Source organism: Fischerella thermalis PCC 7521 (genome assembly GCF_000317225.1).
Taxonomy (GTDB): domain Bacteria; phylum Cyanobacteriota; class Cyanobacteriia; order Cyanobacteriales; family Nostocaceae; genus Fischerella; species Fischerella thermalis.
Genome location: NZ_AJLL01000028.1, coordinates 80790 through 98340 on the forward strand (window position 1 = coordinate 80790; position 17551 = coordinate 98340).

Here is a 17551-nt window from a genome sequence, read left to right on the forward strand (position 1 = left end):
ATGAGTTTTCCATCAATAGCGGAAAAAATTACACCCCTCATCCTAACTTTTAACGAAGCTCCAAACATCGATCGCACTCTCAAAAAACTAAATTGGGCAAAAAGAATTGTCGTGATAGACAGTTACAGCACAGATGAAACACTAGAGATATTACACTCATATCCCCAAATCCAAGTTTTTCAAAAACAATTTGATTCTTTTGCCAATCAGTGTAACTATGGGCTAGAAAAAATTACATCTGAATGGGTGCTTTCACTAGATGCTGATTATGTTCTGACTGATGAGTTAGTTAATGAAATCAAAGCGCTGACAGCAGAAACTGAAATAGATGTCTATAGTGTCAGATTTAAATACTGTGTTTTTGGTAAACCCTTACGCGGTACTTTACTCCCACCCCGGAAAGTACTCTACAGACGAGAAAAAGCGATTTACAAAGATGATGGACATGCCCATCGAGTCTGGGTAGAAGGCAAATCAGCAATGCTTTCTGCCTATATCCATCATGATGATCGCAAACCTCTCAACCGTTGGCTGTGGGCCCAGGATCGCTACATGGTAATTGAGGCAAAAAAATTACTAGAAACTCCAATCAGTGAGTTGAGTTTGAGCGATCGCATCCGTAAACAAAAAGTTTTAGCCCCCTTCATCATTTTAGTCTACTGCCTGATTGTAAAAGGTTGCGTCTTAGACGGTTGGCATGGCTGGTATTACACTTTTCAACGGCTACTCGCCGAAGTTCTATTATCAATTCACCTGATTGAAAATGAAAAACTACGCTAATTCTTGTAATTCTATTAATTAAAGTTTTAAACTTAACTATCTATAATTTTCAATATTATTCGAGCAACTGCTTTGTAAAGCATTAGTAAATTCTTGAGTTAGTAGGTGAAAAATTTTTATTATCTCATCTCCAAATATTGGATGTTAACACTCACTGGATTTCTCCTGGCTTTGCTATTGATCATTCCTGTACGTTTAGCAATAGCCAAAACTCAAGCACCTCTACCGCAAGCATTTTTAACTTTAGGTGGTGGACCGGAACGGGAAATATTAACTGCTGAACTAGCTCGCTGGTATCCATCTCTAGAAATTTGGGTATCTTCTGGTTTAAGCCCAAAAGAAACACGCATGATTTTTCAAACAGCAGGTATTTCTCTAACGCGGTTACATATTGATCGGCGTGCTGTTGATACCGTTACTAATTTTACTTCTCTAGTTAGTGAGTTCAAACAAAATCATATTAAACATCTATACCTGATTACTTCGGACTTTCACATGCCACGAGCTCAGGCGATCGCCACCATTATTCTAGGTAGCCAAGGCATAGCCTTCACTCCTGTGTCTGTCCCATCCAGAAGCTCACCCGAAAGCCAGCTTCACATCCTGCGTGATTGTGTTCGTGGCGTGATTTGGGTATTTACTGGTTACACCGGAGCAGAACTCAAAAACACTCGTATCGATACTCAAATTATGAAATTTCCTGTAAATTACTAGAAAAGGAGTTCAAAATGAAGGGTATTATTCTGGCTGGTGGCTCTGGTACACGTCTTTACCCCATAACTCAGGTAATCAGTAAACAACTAATGCCTGTTTACGACAAGCCGATGATTTACTATCCCTTGTCTGTATTAATGCTGGCAGGCATTCGTGAGATATTGATTATTTCTACCCCGAATGATTTGCCATTGTTTCAGCGACTCTTAAAGGATGGTAGTCAGTGGGGTTTGAAATTTAGTTATATTGAACAGCCTCAGCCAGAGGGTTTAGCACAAGCCTTTATTTTAGGCAAAGATTTTATTGCTAACGAGCCAGTGTGCTTGATTTTGGGTGACAATATTTTTTATGGACACGGTTTAACAGAAGTGCTGGCTCGTGCTGCAACTCTCAAAGAAGGCGGATTAGTATTCGGTTATCAAGTGAAAGAGCCTCAACAGTATGGAGTCATAGAATTTGATGCACACGGACAAGCAATTAGTATAGAAGAAAAACCTCTAATTCCCAAATCTAATTATGCTGTGCCTGGAATCTACTTTTATGATTCCCAAGTCGTAGAAATTGCTTCTAGTCTTAAGCCTTCTGCTCGTAATGAACTAGAAATAACTGAGGTGAATCAAGTTTATTTAAACCGAGGTCAATTGCGAGTAGAACTTTTGGGTCGAGGATATGCTTGGTTAGATACTGGTACTCATGAATCATTACATCAGGCAAGTAACTTTATTCAAACTCTAGAAGAGCGACAGGGGCTGAAAATAGCTTGTATTGAAGAAATTGCCTACAACCAAGGGTATATAGATTTATCTCAGCTTAGTCGTCTAGCCGAATCTATGGCTAAGAGTAGCTATGGTCGTTACTTGTTCACAATTTTAGAGAATGAGCAAAAATCTGAAAGCATCGCCAACAATAATGGCAAAGAAAGATTCAATGCTGACAAATCACTTTTAGAGTTGAATACACTAGCTCCACAAACAAAGCTACAAGCCCACTCAGACTATATCTAAATCCGTATAGCAGTTGTTTTTATGGTATAGGATGTATCCCGATGTAACTATATTTGCTAATCCAATAGAGCCAAAAATTTTGCAGTTGATCAGGCTATTTTTATGAAAATCATCCAGACAGAAATTCCTGATGTGCTTTTGATTGAGCCACAGGTTTTTGGTGACGAGCGTGGTTTCTTTTATGAGAGTTATAACGAAAAGATTTTACTAGAAAAGGCAGGTATTGCTGAGCATTTCGTACAAGACAATCATTCTCGTTCTGCCAAAAACGTCTTGCGTGGCTTGCACTATCAAATTCAGCAACCGCAGGGAAAGCTTGTAAGAGTTGTAGCAGGTTCAGTATTTGATGTGGCTGTGGATTTGCGGAAAAGCTCCAACACCTTTGGCCAATGGATTGGTACTCATCTAACAGCAGAAAATAAACGGCAACTTTGGATACCACCTGGTTTTGCTCACGGTTTTGTGGTGCTGTCTGAATATGCTGATTTTTTATACAAGACTACAGACTACTATGCACCGCAGCATGAACGCACTATCCTGTGGAATGATCCTGATTTAGCGATCGCCTGGCCACTTCAAGAGGAAGCAATTCTTTCTGCTAAAGATAAAGCAGGCAAATTATTGCAAGAGTCAGAGGTATTTGCATGAAAATCCTACTGACGGGTGTAACTGGACAGGTTGGTTGGGAACTACAGCGAACCCTGATGACTTTGGGTGAAGTAATTGCTGTCGGACGCAACCCCAATAACACAAATTGCTACATGGATCTAGCTCAGCCAGACTCTATTCGCCAGATAATTAGAGAAGTAAGACCTGATTTGATTGTCAATCCTGCTGCTTATACAGCAGTAGATAAGGCAGAATCAGAACCAGATTTGGCAATGGCGATTAACGGTATTGCCCCTGGTGTCATGGCAGAGGAGGCAAAACGATTAGGTGCAGCCATCATTCACTATTCCACAGATTATGTATTTGATGGCACTTATGCAATGCCATATACTGAGTCAGATAAACCCGACCCGCAAAATATCTATGGGAAAACAAAACTAGCAGGTGAGCAGGCGATCGCTGCGGTCGACGTACCGCATTTAGTTTTACGTACTAGTTGGGTTTACGGAGGGCGAGGTAAAAATTTTTTACTGACAATGCTGAAGCTAGCTCGGGAGCGAGAAGAAATCAGGGTTGTTGATGACCAAATTGGCGCACCTACTTGGAGCCGAATGATTGCTGAAGTTACCGCACAAATACTGGCTCAGGCTTCAGGGAATGTGTCTAGTTTTCTAGCTAGCAAGAGTGGGATATATCATTTAAGTGCAAGTGGACAAACGAGCTGGTACGGCTTTGCTGAGTCAATTTTTGCACACGATCCTCAACGCTCCCAACAGAAGCTGAAAAAATTGACAGCGATCGCTTCATCTGAGTATCCGACAGCTGCAACCAGGCCAGCTTATTCCCTGTTAAATAGTCAGAAATTGTCTCATACATTTGGAATCACTTTGCCGCACTGGCAAAAGACCTTGGAGTTAGTACTTACATCACACTGTTCAATTCCTTAAGATTTGGCATTCATACAAGCGATCGCCACTAACTATCCTGCGTGACTGTATTCGTGCTTTATTCAAGCTTTTCTCACAAACCGATAAAAAGAGTCGAACTTAAATGAACATTCTCGGAATTAACGCCTATCACGGTGATGCTTCAGCTTGCCTAGTCCAAAACGGTCAACTCGTTGCTGTAGTGGAAGAAGAACGCTTCACCCGCATTAAACACTGGGCTGGGTTCCCTGCTCAATCTATTCGTTATTGTCTGCAAGTGGCTGGTATCAGCGCCGCAGATTTGGATCATGTCGCTGTCTCCTTCAACCCCAAAGCCAACCTCAACCGCAAACTACTTTTTACTCTACAACAACGTCCTTCTGTTTCATCATTGTTAGATAGATTCAGCAAACAAAGTAAATCTGCCAGTCTCAAGGAACAGTTAGCAGAGGCTTGCTACTGTCAACCAGAAGATATTAGCGCTCCTATCCACACACTAGAGCATCACACAACCCACCTAGCCAGTACTTTCTTTGTTTCTCCCTTTGAAAAAGCTGCTATTTTATCTATTGATGGCATGGGTGACTTTGTGAGTACTCTCTCAGGGGCAGGTGAAGGCAACCGCCTGGAGTATTTCTCCCGTACTTATTATCCTCATTCTATTGGTTATCTTTATAATGCCATCACTCTCTACTTAGGTTTTCCTGCCTATGGCGATGAATATAAAGTTATGGGTTTAGCACCTTACGGGGAACCAGAATATCTAGAAGCCTTCCGGCGAATTATTTACCCTAAAGGCGATAGTTTTGAGTTGAACCTAGATTATTTCACTCACCATGAGCAGGGTATCGCCATGAAGTGGGACAATGGCGCACCCAGCGTTGCACCATTCCATAGCCCAGAACTAGAAAAATTATTCGGTCCGGCGCGACAACCTAAATTAGAACTTACCTCTAAGCATCAAAACATTGCAGCATCCCTGCAAGCAGTAACCGAGGAGATCATATTTCATTTAATTAACCGCTTGAGCGATCGCTACAAAAGCGAAAATCTCTGTTTAGCGGGTGGTGTAGCAATGAATTCTGTTGCCAATGGCAAGATTACTCAAAATACTCCATTTCAAAACGTATATATTCCGGTGGGTGCTGCTGACAATGGTACATGTATTGGAGCAGCCTTCTTTGTTTGGAATCAAATGCTCAAACAACCCCGGAACTTTGTTTTAAATCATGCCTATTGGGGTTCGGAATTTACTGATGAAGAATGCTTGCTAGCATTACAGTCTCATGATTTGCAACCCAAACACCTAGAAAGAGAAGCACTACTACACCAAGTTGTTGACTTTTTGTGTGAAGGTAAAGTAGTCGGTTGGTTCCAAGGCAGAATGGAATTTGCTGCTAGGGCTTTAGGTAACCGCTCTTTACTTGCTGATCCACGTCGCGTCGATATGCGTGATATCATCAACCTCAAAATCAAATTCCGAGAAAAGTTCCGTCCCTTTGCTCCCAGTATTCTTGAAGAAAAAGTCGGTGAATATTTTGAACTCGATGAACCTGCACCGTTCATGGAAAAAGTCTTTAAAATTCGCCCAGAAAAAAGAGAGTTAATTCCTGCTGTTACTCATGTTGATGGTACAGGACGTTTACAAACTGTCAGTCGTCAAACAAATCCTCTCTATTGGGACTTAATTAATACTTTTGCTCAACGCACAGGTATTCCTATTGTTCTCAATACTTCTCTCAACGAAAATGAACCCATCGTTCGGACTCCCACGGAAGCAATTCAATGTTTTTTAAGAACTAACATGGATGCTTTGGTCTTGGGTTCTTATTATGTAGAACGCAGTGATATTAAATCATAAATTGAGTGGCATCATAACTTGTACTTGATCGCATCTATAGGACTCATATTTGATTTTTGAAAAAAATCAGTACACCTCTAATTTCCTTGTTGTCTGTTGTAAGAGTGCCTGTTGCCTTCTTGCACAAGTATATTCAGTAATCAAATGGGATTCCTATAACTTTTTTGCATATGTCCTGAAGAACTCTGATACCTAACGTAATTAGTGTAGAGACTTTCTATACAAAGTCTCTTTTATACCTATGCTCCTGTTTGGTTATTATTGGCGGGTAAGCTACTATCCCGTCCATTAACAACACAAAAAAGAGCAATTACACTAAATTTCAAGTGGTACACAAATAAAAATGACAAAAAACTGGGCATTGGTAATCGGTATTAACCACTACGAGTTCCTAGAACCGCTCAAGTATGCAAAGCAAGATGCACAGTTAATGCAGAATTTTCTCTGCAATGAAATTGGTTTTGAGCAGGTTTTCTTGTTCTGCGATCGCTCACCCAAAGGGTTGGAGGCTTCAACTCACCCTTACCGAAATAATTTGTTGCAATTTTTACAGAATTTTTTTGAGCAACCCTGCTTGGAACCAGGAGATAATTTTTGGTTTTTCTTTAGTGGTCATGGCATAGAACGCTCTAATCAAGACTACATCATGCTCTGTGACGGTAATCCACAAGATGTAGAAAATACTGCTTTGCCAGTTAATTACATGATTGAAAAGTTACGTAGTTGTGGAGCTGGTAATATTATTCTCATCTTTGATGCTTGTCGTGATCAAAACAAAACATTTGGGGAAAAATTTGGGCGACAGACTCAACAATTAGCGCATCAAAATGGATTTATTAGCATTTTTGCCTGTAGTTGCGATGAATACTCCTATGAAATTGATGCACTACAACAAGGAGTGTTTACCTATGCATTACTGGAAGCTTTAGGAAATCAGGGACAATGTGCCACACTAGAACGCTTGAACCAGTATCTCAGGTTTCGAGTGCCACAACTGACTCATCAATATAAACATCCTCGACAGACACCCCACATAGTTGTTGAACCAAAAGCAAAGTCACACCTGATTCTTCTACCAAAACATGCTACCTTAGACGATATTTCTCAACTCAAAATCAGCGCTTTTCAGGCTGAAGCCGACAAAAATCTGGAACTAGCAGAGCAACTATGGATGCAGGCAAATATTATGGCTTCTACTCCAGATATAGATGCGATCGCAGCAATGCAAAGAGTTGCTCAGTTGCGGGCTGAATTTTTATATTCTCAGACCAATATTACACTTCCAACCTCTTCTCCAGAAGAAAACACCAGGTTAAGTTTACCACTTCCAACATTAGAAGTAACAAACACTAATAATTATCACAAGGAAGTAAATAAAACAACAGAAAAACTTCTCAAACGCAACAATATTTCAGTCTTCAATCCAGACTTTAAAAACAATAAATCTAATATTCAAGATAAAAATCTTAATCTCTGCTCTACACTAGAAATAAACTATCAGCCATTAAAGGATCTTCTAGCAGCTAGCAAATGGAAACAAGCAGATCGAGAAACCTTGACTTTGCTCCTAAAGGCAGCAGATAGAGAAAAAGAAGGCTGGCTAAATATCCAATCTATCAATCAACTTCCCTGCATTGATCTTTGTACCATAGACCAGTTGTGGTTAAAGTACAGCAATGAACGCTTTGGCTTAAGTGTACAAAAGGGTATTTGGGAAAGTGTCGGCGCTCAAGGTGATAATGATTATGAAATTTGGTGTAAATTTTGTGACCATGTTGGCTGGCGCGTCAATAACAACTGGTTATTTTATTCTGACCTAACTTTCACCTCAGATGCTCCTCAAGGTCACTTCCCCGCAGCAGGCGTAATTCACCTTCTAACACCGTGGAGAGGCTGGGCGATCGGTTCATTCAGTTGTGTTGTTGGATTCTCCGCTCTGGCATCTAAAATGGAGACATGTGACTGATAATTAATACACTCTGATTTAGAATTATTTGTTAGTAAAAGTATCTCAACTCCAGGGCTATAAGCCTTGCTCTGAATCAGAGGCTAGCAAAAAAATCAGTCATTAGGTAACCTAAATCTAGTTGGTCATAAATCCATATCATGTACCAAATAGATCCTCCTCTTCCTCCCAAAGAAGTTCTACCAACCATGTATGATCTCAAGAGCGAAGATCCAGAGGAGCCTGGTTTACCAGACGAATTTCATATATATCAACCGCAATTTTTACGGGAAACCTTTCGTCCGCCAACTTATTCTCCAGATGAAGTTTTTGTCACCAGCGATTTAAATCTTTACTACGACTCTCGCCATCCTCTGTGGTACAAACGACCTGATTGGTATGCAGTCGTTGGCGTCTCCAAGTTATACGAAGGGAAAGACCTACGTTTAAGTTACGTAGTTTGGCAAGAAGGAGTCAACCCCTTCGTTGTGGTAGAATTGCTTTCCCCTGGTACAGAAAAAGAAGATTTAGGACAGAATCTCAGGGTAGTAGATCAACCACCAACAAAATGGCAGGTTTATGAACAGATACTGCGTGTTCCCTATTACATAGTTTTCGATCGCTACACAGATACACTCAGAGCCTTTATTCTGCAAACAGACCGCTACACAGAAGTAAATTTAGCAGAACCGCGTCTGTGAATGCCAACATTAGAATTAGGCTTGGGACTTTGGCAGGGTAATTACCAAGGAATCGATCGCTTGTGGCTGCGCTGGTATGATGTCAACGGTAACTGGATTCCAACCTCAGCAGAACAAGAACGCCAAAGAGCAGAACGTTTAGCAGCAAAACTGCCAGAATTGGGCATTAACCCCGATCAATTGTAGGGCGATCGCCAAACCTAATCTCCAAGTGTGGCATTTACGGATTTGTTAAACTGAGAACACACCAGGATATTTCAGTCAAATCTCCAAACCAGCCAGCACAAAGAGAATATTCATGCTCACAAATACGCTACTTCTCTCTCAACAACTCCCCACCCTGCAATACTCCTCCACACCAGAACGATTCGATGAAACCTGGGAAGCTCCCCTAGCTACCCTCCTGGGACTAGGACGCGCTGCTGGCGCTGATTTCATCGAATTTTTCCTAGAGCGTGTCAACTACATCAGCTGTCTTGCGGAAGAAGACACTATCACTAGCATCACACCACGTCTTTCCACTGGTGCAGGAGTCAGAGTCTTTAAAGGACTAGCAGATTGCTACGTCAGCACCAATGACTTATCTTTTGCCGGTTTGAAAGCAGCCTTAGAAAAAGGACTTTCCATTCTAGGATTGCAGCTACCTGCACCGAACGCTCTCATCCCCGAAATCAACCTCGAACTACTAAGAGATTACGCTACTAAAAGAGGAAAAGATAGCTGGCTACCTCTATGTAGTTCCATCCGCGAAATGGGAGAAATCCTCCTTGATGGTACTGCCCAACTCCAACGCAAAGCTAGTCATATCCAATCCCGCCGTGCGACCTATTTCCGAGATTGGCAAGAAGTCCTAGTGGCTGCTAGCGATGGCACTTTTGCTCGTGATATTCGCCTCACCCAATCTGTAGGATTTAATCTCCTGTGTGCAGATGGAGTTCATCGTGCTTCCATTGGTGAACGTGCTGGTAACACCAGTGATCCCAACTTCCTCAAAACCTGGGATTATCAAGAAGCAGCAGAAAATATCTCTGAATCCGCAGGCAAAATGCTCTACGCAGATTACGTAGAATCAGGCACTTATCCCATTATCATGGCCAACCACTTTGGTGGGGTAATCTTCCACGAAGCCTGCGGACACCTACTAGAAACCACCCAAATTGAACGCAAAACCTCCCCCTTCGCCGACAAAAAAGGCGAAAAAATTGCCCACGAAAACCTCACCGCCCTAGATGAAGGGCGTACCGAACAAGCCTTCGGTACAATTGACATGGACGATGAGGGTATGCCAGCCCAAAAAACATTATTAATTGAAAAAGGCATTCTCAAAAACTTCTTAGCAGATCGAGCAGGTTCCTGGCGTACCGGACATCCCAGAACAGGTAGCGGACGCCGTCAAAACTTCACCTTTGCAGCTGCTAGCCGGATGCGTAATACATACATCGCACCCGGCGAATACACCACCGAAGATTTATTTGCCTCCGTTGATAAAGGCATTTATTGTAAAAAAATGGGTGGCGGTAGTGTTGGCGCAACAGGTCAATTTAACTTTGGTGTAGACGAAGCTTATCTCATAGAAAACGGCAAAATTACCAAACCCCTCAAAGGAGCAATTTTGATTGGTGAAGCCAAGGAAATTATGAACAGAATTTCCATGTGTTCTCAAGATTTATCCTTAGCACCCGGTTTTTGTGGCTCAGTTAGTGGCAGCATTTACACCACAGTTGGACAACCCCATATCAAAGTAGATTCAATTACCGTTGGTGGACGCTAAAGAATTCTTTGTGTCTTTGTGTCTTTGTGGTTCATACATCTTTTTCTTAACCACCAAGACGCTAAGACACTAAGCAAAACATAAAAGCAATCAAATCAAAATCGAGTATGCCGAATATCAGCGAAATTGCAAATTATGCCCAGGATAGTGCAAAAAAACTTGGCATTAAAAAATTCGATATCTATGGCTCAAGTGTAGATGCAACTAGTGTGCAAGTTGATCAAGGTGAGCCTAAGCAAGTCAAAGCCTCGAACCTTTCTGGCGTCACCGTCCGGGTTTGGAATGACGAGAATACAATGGGTGTCACCAGCACTACAGATGTAGACCCCAAAGGACTAGAATTAGCTTTGAAAACAGCTTATGAAGCTAGTTTTTTTGGTGTTAAAGAAAATGTGCCAGATTTTAGTCCAGAGGCTACTGTTGATCTTGCTGTTCAAAAACATGAAAAATTACCGCAAGCGCCAGTTTTTCAGTTGATAGAAACTTTACTCAAGGCTGAAAAAGAAGTTTTAGCAGCTCATGCAGCTATCAAAGGAGTACCTTATAACAATTTAGCCCAAAGAGATGTTGATAGATTCTATCTTAATAGCGATGGTGCGATGAGAACTGAGTCTCACTCTTTGGCTTCTATTTATCTTTACAGCAAAACAGAAGAAGATGGTAAAAAACCCCGCAGTGCTGGTGCTTTTAGAATCAACCGCAGTTTAGAAACTTTAGATGTTAATGGTTGTATTCAAGAAACAACAGAGAAAACTATCAGCCACTTGAACTATGAAAAGGTCAAGTCTGGTAAGTATAGAGTGGTTTTTTCACCTGATGCTTTTTTAAGCCTTTTGGGTGCTTTTTCTAATTTATTTAATGCCCAAAATATTCTAGATAAACAGAGTTTATCTACTCCTGATGATCTAGGTAAGCAAATAGCATCTCCTTTACTTTCAGTGTACGATGACGCATTGCATCCTGCTAATGTTGGAGCAGAAACTTTTGATGGTGAAGGAACTCCAACTCGTCGAATTTCTTTGATTGAAAATGGTGTTTTAACTGGCTTTCTACACAGTGCTGGTACTGCCAAAAGAATGAATGCTAAACCCACGGGTAATGCCAATATTGGGGCAAAAGTTACTGTTAGCCCTAACTTTTATCATGTTTTTGGCAACTCGCCTGCTGAACAAGAATTTAGTTTGGAAAATGCTGAGAATGTCATTCTTATTGATGATTTACAAGCTCTCCATGCAGGTGTAAAGTCGTTGCAAGGTTCTTTTTCTCTACCTTTTGACGGTTGGATTGTTAACAAGGGTGTAAAAACGAGTATTGAATCTGCAACTGTTGCTGGTGATTTTTTGCAAGTTCTCCAGTCAATTATTTTTGTGGAACAAGAACTAGAGTTGACTCCCGCAGGTGTTTGTCCACGAATTTGGGTTGATGAACTTTCAATTACGGGAGAGTGAAAATTATGAATTATGAAAAAATTCATAATTCATGTGTGAGGTGAATTAAAGCCTCAACCAAATTTATTTTTTGGGAAACGAACACTGTGCAAGGTGATGTACACCGATGTACATAAATGACCCACATCACGGATGAATAAATTCATCCTGTTCACGCTCTCTCCCCCGCATAAATGACGGGGGCTTTACACTTCACGTCTCGTAAATTTATGGGGATTGACTTCTCTGCCTTCTCTTTAAAATGGTTTGTATTCTAATTGAAAATACATGCCGTTTTCTTGCCAGGTGTCTCCCCGCGAATTGGGAATATCGATTAAGGGAATACCCCAGTCCAAGCGAGCGGAAAATTTTTCTCCCATCGGTGTTGCGATAACCAAAAGTAAATTCATCTCCTAATCCCAAAAGACTGGCTTCTGAGATGTCTATACCCCGCTCAAAACTGCCAATGCTGGGATTGCGATGATTATCTAGAATCAGACGGGTGTTAAAGGTGTCTGCACTGACAACTGTTACTTCTAGGGAATTAGTACCAGGTTTAGTGCCAGCAGTCAGTTCGGCATTTAATCTTTCAATCCGGGGGTTGAGTTGTAACAATTGCAGTGCTTCTTGCAGGCGATTAATATTTAGTGGTTCATAACCAGCAACAGCAATGCGATCGCGGACGTAATTAGGATGCAACCGCCCTTTGACAATGTTGACTTTGATGTCTTCTACACTACCTTCCAATACCTGAATTTTGACGATTCCCAATTGGATCTCTTGGCTGGGAATGTAGGCTCCAGAGGTGATATACCCTTGTTGAAGATAAAGTTGCGTGACTTGGTTCGCAGCTTGCAATAGTTCTGCAAAAGTGATCGGCTTCCCGACAAAATCAGCCGTCGCCTGCTCTAACTCTTGTTGACTAAAAACTGTACTACCAATAAACTCATACTTTTGCACAACAATTGTCCCTGGTACATTTTGCAGTTCCTCAGGGGTTAGTGGTGTTGTCGGTGGAACCTGGAGTGGTTTTTCTAAAGGAGGTAGGGGAGTAGGACTAGGTTGTTCTGGTGTTGGTGTCACCGGATTAATTGGTTGTCCCCAGGCGGAAGATGTATTGGAGAGTAGGGGGATTAGAGGTAGTAGGGGAAGTAGGGAAAGTAGGGAAAGGGTGGTAGATGAAGAGAATTTTTGTCCCTGTATTTTTATGTCTTTGCGTTCCCATATCCCCACCTGTTTAGATCTCAGTGACTTCTTTTTGATTAGCATGACAATGAACTTAATCCAGAACCGTAGGGGATAGGTGTGGGGCTAGCTGCTGTGAGGATGACTGTACCTTTGGAGTTAACATACCAACCTCTAGCCATTGCTGGTAACTGTTGGGCTTGGTTGGGTTTGGTAGTGATTTGTGCACCAGAAATTTTTGTTGCTTGGCTGGGGGAAGATTCAAAACTCAGCAATGCTTCGCTGCTGAGTGGTTCGCTTGGCCGGGGTGGTAAACCTCCACGCCCAGTAATGATAAACTCGCTCTGTCCCTGTTTTCTTTCTGCCGGACAGACTTGTGCTACCACTTCTTCGGGTTTAGTAATCTGTTGTGGTAAGTCAAGAACTTCTTGATTTGTACTAGTATCCGGTGTCAGTATTTCTATTTCGCCATCTACTCCCAACTGAGAACTGGCAGTAATCTGGCATTCTGGACACACAAACAGAGCTTGTGTATTAATGCTGATATTTCCTCCTCTACCCTGAAATGCGTTAGCAGTAATTTTGCTACCTTCTAGCAGCACAACAAAATCAGCAGGACTGAAGCCAGTAATCGTTATGTTACCACCGTTACCACTGCCGCCTGCTTCCGCAGATATCTGGCTACTGTGGCGCATTTCTAAAGACTCTGTTTGTAAGAAAATGTTACCACCCTCACCAGATGCGGTTGCAGCCGTAATCTTACCTCCCTGATCCAAAAAGGTAGAACGAGCATTAATCTTCACACTGCCCGCATTACCTGTTCCCTCATTCTTAGCTGTCACTTCTCCATGGTTTGTGACTTTTAACTGTGGTGTATTAATTATCAAGTCTCCCGAAGAGCCACTAGGTACAGGAGGTAGTCTAAAAATTTGTCGAGTAATCTCACTTTCAACATTTGCACCAGCACTGATCAAGCTGGAAACACCATCTACCTCTACAAATTCAGAGGCATTAATTGTCACACTCCCTGCTGAACCACTGGCAACAGTGGAAGAATCAACTCTGCCTCCATCTTGAACGATCAGTTTTGGTGTGTTGATAGTTAAGTTGCCACCCTTACCGCTATTCAAAGTCGAAACACCAATCAAGCTACCTACTGATTGGCTTGGTTCTTTGCCGATGACTTCTACTGATTGTGTAGCATTAATTGTCATATCTCCGCTAGAACCAGTTCCAAAAGTACCAGCACCTATCCTAGCCCCATTGAGAACCCTTAACTGCCCAGTGGAAATGTTGACATTTCCTGACTTTCCGGAACTAAAGGTAGAACTACCAATAAAACTAAGGGCGCTCGGAGAAAAAGGCGCAAACCCGTCTACTTGCATTAAGCCTGAGACATCCATATTGACATTACCACCTGCTGCATTCGTAAAGCTAGCAGTGGAAATACCAGCCCCTCCCTGAACAGTTAACTGCTGGGCTGAAATATCAATATCTCCACCCATATCACCGCCAATGGTGAAAGGTGAGAAAATTTGACTTTCAACAGATAAATTATGACCCTGACCTTGGACATTGATTGCTGCTGGATTTTCTCCAAATTGCAAACCAACTGGAACACTAATTGTTAATAAGGAAGAATTTTGAATATCACATACTCCTCATTTTGCGTTTTTACCAAAGTTTTATTTTCAAGCTAGAAGCTAGAGAGTAGAGGAAGAAGGAACCTACGCGCCATATCGTAGTATTGAAACAGCGAAAAGTCAGAGTTTTTTCGTCTTATATAAAAACTATGCAAAAAATGCATAAATGCATAAAATTTGAAGCCCTGCCAACTACTAAAAGAAGTATATTTTGAGGAATGTCTTAAAACTTACTAAATTTGAGTCAGTTTTAATACAGAAAATCGTATTAAAAATTACTCAAATAAATGTACGTGATAGTCTCAAAATATTGGCGGAAAGGGACAAAAAACAAGTGTTGAAGAAAGTTGTGATGATTGGGGCGATCGCTCTAGTAGTGCTTTTAGCAGGACCACTTATAGGCAATGCTTTAGCTGCACCCATTGATGTGAATACAGGAATTTCTAATGCTCAAACTGCTGCGGATACAGCATTTATGCTGATATCCGCAGCTTTAGTATTGCTAATGACTCCTGGACTTGCCTTTTTTTATGGTGGGTTCGTACGTTCTCGCAACGTTCTCAATACGTTGATGATGAGCTTCGTACTTATGGGAATTGTGGGAGTAACTTGGATTTTGTGGGGCTATAGCCTTGCCTTTGCGCCTGGAAATCCGTTTATTGGTGGTTTACAGTGGCTGGGTTTAAATGGTGTTGGCACAGAAATCACAGATTATCTCAAAGGGTCGAATCCCGCTGATTTCGTTTCTTATGCACCAACAATTCCACACTTGGCATTCATGATTTACCAGGCCATGTTTGCCATTATTACCCCAGCGTTGATCTCTGGGGCGATCGCTGAACGAATGAGTTTCACTGCTTATAGTTTATTTGTACTGCTGTGGTCTACTTTCGTTTATTCTCCTCTAGCCCATATGGTGTGGGGGAAAGGTGGATTAATTGGCTTAGCAGGCGGCTTAGGCGCCCTCGACTTTGCAGGTGGTACAGTTGTTCACATTAGTTCTGGAGTTTCTGCCCTAGTGGCTGCGATCGTTCTTGGCCCTCGCAAAACCTTTCCTGATCGTCTCAGCCCTCCTCACAATGTTCCCTTCATTTTGTTAGGTGCTGGGTTGTTATGGTTTGGCTGGTTTGGCTTTAATGCTGGTAGCGCTCTTGCTTCAGGTAGCTTAGCAACAATAGCCTTTGTTAACACTAATACTTCGGCAGCAGCAGCAGCATTAACTTGGTTGATTTTAGAAAAAGTTCTACGTGGTAAACCAACCGCAGTTGGTGCAGCTACAGGAGCAGTTGCTGGTTTAGTAGGTATTACTCCCGCCGCTGGCTTTGTCACACCAGTTGCAGCAATTTTAATTGGCAGTATTACGACTTTTGTTTGCTTTTATGCTGTTAGCTTTAAGCACAAAATACAAATTGATGACGCCCTAGATACTTATCCTGTACATGGCGTGGGTGGAACGGTAGGTGCAATTTTGACAGCAGTTTTTGCTACCACGGCAGTGAACTCGGCCGGAAAAAATGGTTTACTTTACGGTAATCCAGGAGAACTACTAGTTGAACTAGCAGCAATTGCGATCGCCTATGTTGTTGCTGGTGTGGGAACCTTCGTCATTCTGAAGCTGATTGATGCTACAGTTGGTCTACGTGTGAAAGAAGTAGCAGAAATGCAAGGTATGGATATCAGTGAACACGGTGAAGAAGGTTATAACGAAGAATTTGGCGATCGCATTTCCGTTAGTAATAAGTATTGATTAAAACGCAAACGCGGCGCAAGCCCCATGCCTGAACTTAGAGACTTGCGCCGCATTAATTATCGGTCAAAACTTTCTTACCTGATGTGCATGGATATACACCTAATTTAGTCCCAATCAGGAATATCAGAACTGTCACCACCAATACCTATTCCAGTATTGTAGATTTCAGCATTGGTGATATTGAGGTCATTCATTGAAGCGCCATGTACATTGGAATCTAAAATTGTGGCACTAGTAAAGTTGACACCGTTGAGATTGGCATTTTTGAAATTAACATTGGTCGCAAAAGCTGACTTTAAGTTAGCACCTGCCAAATTTGCACCCGTCAGGTCAGCACCCTCAAGATTTGCTCCTTCCAGGTTAGCACCTTGGAGATTTGCGCCTCTGAGGTCAGCACCAATTAAGTGAGCGCCCCTGAGGTCTGCTCCTGATAGATTACACCCTTGACATTCCCCAGTTGATAACAGCTTTTGTATGTGCTGCGGATTATTAGCACTAACTGCGCCAGTGAAGAACAGGGGAGCTACTAAAGTTAGAGCAGCCAAAATTTTGGTTTTCATATTTCCCCCTTTACAATTAACGTATTTCCGCTCTTTTCCTCACAATCTAATTATCTCACTAAACAAGTTGCGAAAATATATTTGTTTCACAAACTGTTTGCGATCGCACTAGTATTTATGCAAGTGCAAAAATACTAGTGCTATAAGATAGCAAAGTATTTTCAATTATAAGTATATGTCTAACCAATGGCATCTGATAAACACCTATTGTCAGAGTCTCTACACACTTTGTTTTCTTAGCTATTGGCAGAAGAAAAATTACATATCTCCTTTTCTATATGTTCCATTAGTCATAGACTAGAATTACATATAATTAATTTCAATTTATAAAAAAAATATTTTGAGGAAAACCGAATTTTTGCTGAAAGTAGGCAAAATACTGCTACATCAAATATCATTCATCTTGAACATATCTATACTACAGTAGATATTTAATTTTAGCTACTCAGTATTATTGCTGTTCGGTTTATTTCAGATTTTGTATTAAAAATCTAATAAAAAATGAATATATTTCAATTAACATATTTTGGCAATCAAGTCTCTTATTTTTTAATATTTTTTGAAAAATCTAAAATGTCCAAATATTAATATCTTAAAAAAATCTTTTTTAAGAAAACAAAGGTTTTTACTTTGAAAACAATTATTTTATAATTTATCAATAAACTAGGACTTACA

The 17551-nt window shown here is 41.2% G+C and carries 13 protein-coding genes and 1 pseudogene; 11 read left to right on the forward strand and 3 right to left on the reverse strand.

Features of this window, described 5'->3' with window-relative positions; genetic code table 11:
• The 10 genes and pseudogenes from UYK_RS0106535 (at position 1) to UYK_RS0106585 (ending at position 11759) form a co-directional block, all read left to right on the forward strand.
• Positions 1-780 carry a glycosyltransferase family 2 protein gene (locus tag UYK_RS0106535; RefSeq protein WP_009458755.1) on the forward strand — a complete coding sequence of 260 codons (780 nt, stop codon included), beginning with the start codon at positions 1-3 and terminating at the stop codon, positions 778-780.
• 141 nt (positions 781-921) lie between these two features.
• Positions 922-1494: a YdcF family protein gene (locus UYK_RS0106540; protein WP_016871127.1), complete on the forward strand. Its 573-nt coding sequence runs from the start codon at positions 922-924 to the stop codon at positions 1492-1494.
• 14 nt (positions 1495-1508) lie between these two features.
• Positions 1509-2498 carry a glucose-1-phosphate thymidylyltransferase RfbA gene (gene rfbA / locus UYK_RS0106545; protein ID WP_009458759.1) on the forward strand — a complete coding sequence of 330 codons (990 nt, stop codon included), beginning with the start codon at positions 1509-1511 and terminating at the stop codon, positions 2496-2498.
• Between the two features lie 102 nt (positions 2499-2600).
• Positions 2601-3146, forward strand: coding sequence for a dTDP-4-dehydrorhamnose 3,5-epimerase (gene rfbC, locus UYK_RS0106550; RefSeq protein ID WP_009458763.1), 546 nt, complete (start codon positions 2601-2603; stop codon positions 3144-3146).
• On the forward strand, positions 3143-4054 hold the full coding sequence (rfbD, locus tag UYK_RS0106555; RefSeq protein ID WP_009458765.1) for a dTDP-4-dehydrorhamnose reductase: 912 nt from the start codon (positions 3143-3145) through the stop codon (positions 4052-4054). The genes rfbC and rfbD overlap by 4 nt, the downstream gene beginning before the upstream one ends.
• A gap of 103 nt (positions 4055-4157) precedes the next feature.
• Positions 4158-5894 (forward strand): carbamoyltransferase family protein, encoded by a 1737-nt coding sequence (locus UYK_RS0106560; RefSeq protein ID WP_009458767.1) that lies wholly within the window; start codon positions 4158-4160, stop codon positions 5892-5894.
• Positions 5895-6237: 343 nt separating this feature from the next.
• Positions 6238-7860: a GUN4 domain-containing protein gene (locus UYK_RS0106565; RefSeq protein WP_009458768.1), complete on the forward strand. Its 1623-nt coding sequence runs from the start codon at positions 6238-6240 to the stop codon at positions 7858-7860.
• Positions 7861-8000: 140 nt separating this feature from the next.
• A pseudogene (locus UYK_RS0106570) lies at positions 8001-8726 on the forward strand (Uma2 family endonuclease).
• Between the two features lie 112 nt (positions 8727-8838).
• Positions 8839-10311, forward strand: a complete 1473-nt coding sequence (locus UYK_RS0106580) for a TldD/PmbA family protein (protein ID WP_009458774.1) — start codon at positions 8839-8841, stop codon at positions 10309-10311.
• Positions 10312-10418: 107 nt separating this feature from the next.
• The gene (locus tag UYK_RS0106585) at positions 10419-11759 is read left to right on the forward strand and encodes a TldD/PmbA family protein (protein ID WP_009458776.1); all 1341 of its coding nucleotides are present in this window, start codon (positions 10419-10421) and stop codon (positions 11757-11759) included.
• A 207-nt stretch (positions 11760-11966) separates the two neighbouring features.
• On the opposite strand, the gene UYK_RS0106590 is transcribed toward UYK_RS0106585, so the two are convergent.
• The gene (locus tag UYK_RS0106590; RefSeq protein ID WP_235182307.1) at positions 11967-12971 is read right to left on the reverse strand and encodes a POTRA domain-containing protein; all 1005 of its coding nucleotides are present in this window, start codon (positions 12969-12971) and stop codon (positions 11967-11969) included.
• A gap of 29 nt (positions 12972-13000) precedes the next feature.
• Positions 13001-14530, reverse strand: a complete 1530-nt coding sequence (locus UYK_RS0106595; RefSeq protein WP_016871129.1) for an autotransporter outer membrane beta-barrel domain-containing protein — start codon at positions 14528-14530, stop codon at positions 13001-13003.
• A 388-nt stretch (positions 14531-14918) separates the two neighbouring features.
• Between UYK_RS0106595 and UYK_RS0106600 the strand changes: the two genes are divergently transcribed.
• Positions 14919-16313, forward strand: coding sequence for an ammonium transporter (locus UYK_RS0106600; RefSeq protein WP_016871130.1), 1395 nt, complete (start codon positions 14919-14921; stop codon positions 16311-16313).
• Between the two features lie 107 nt (positions 16314-16420).
• Here UYK_RS0106600 and UYK_RS0106605 read toward each other — a convergent pair whose 3' ends face one another.
• Positions 16421-16876 (reverse strand): pentapeptide repeat-containing protein, encoded by a 456-nt coding sequence (locus tag UYK_RS0106605; RefSeq protein WP_009458781.1) that lies wholly within the window; start codon positions 16874-16876, stop codon positions 16421-16423.
• Between the last annotated feature and the right edge of the window lie 675 nt (positions 16877-17551).

Bases quoted from the DNA above. Each gene is read 5' to 3' on its own strand.
- UYK_RS0106580 (WP_009458774.1), top strand. From the start codon at position 8,839: ATGCTCACAAATACGCTACTTCTCTCTCAACAACTCCCCACCCTGCAA.
- UYK_RS0106535 (WP_009458755.1), top strand. From the start codon at position 1: ATGAGTTTTCCATCAATAGCGGAAAAAATTACACCCCTCATCCTAACT.
- UYK_RS0106565 (WP_009458768.1), top strand. From the start codon at position 6,238: ATGACAAAAAACTGGGCATTGGTAATCGGTATTAACCACTACGAGTTC.
- UYK_RS0106560 (WP_009458767.1), top strand. From the start codon at position 4,158: ATGAACATTCTCGGAATTAACGCCTATCACGGTGATGCTTCAGCTTGC.
- UYK_RS0106540 (WP_016871127.1), top strand. From the start codon at position 922: ATGTTAACACTCACTGGATTTCTCCTGGCTTTGCTATTGATCATTCCT.
- UYK_RS0106600 (WP_016871130.1), top strand. From the start codon at position 14,919: ATGATTGGGGCGATCGCTCTAGTAGTGCTTTTAGCAGGACCACTTATA.
- rfbD (WP_009458765.1), top strand. From the start codon at position 3,143: ATGAAAATCCTACTGACGGGTGTAACTGGACAGGTTGGTTGGGAACTA.
- rfbC (WP_009458763.1), top strand. From the start codon at position 2,601: ATGAAAATCATCCAGACAGAAATTCCTGATGTGCTTTTGATTGAGCCA.
- rfbA (WP_009458759.1), top strand. From the start codon at position 1,509: ATGAAGGGTATTATTCTGGCTGGTGGCTCTGGTACACGTCTTTACCCC.
- UYK_RS0106585 (WP_009458776.1), top strand. From the start codon at position 10,419: ATGCCGAATATCAGCGAAATTGCAAATTATGCCCAGGATAGTGCAAAA.
- UYK_RS0106605 (WP_009458781.1), bottom strand. From the start codon at position 16,876: ATGAAAACCAAAATTTTGGCTGCTCTAACTTTAGTAGCTCCCCTGTTC.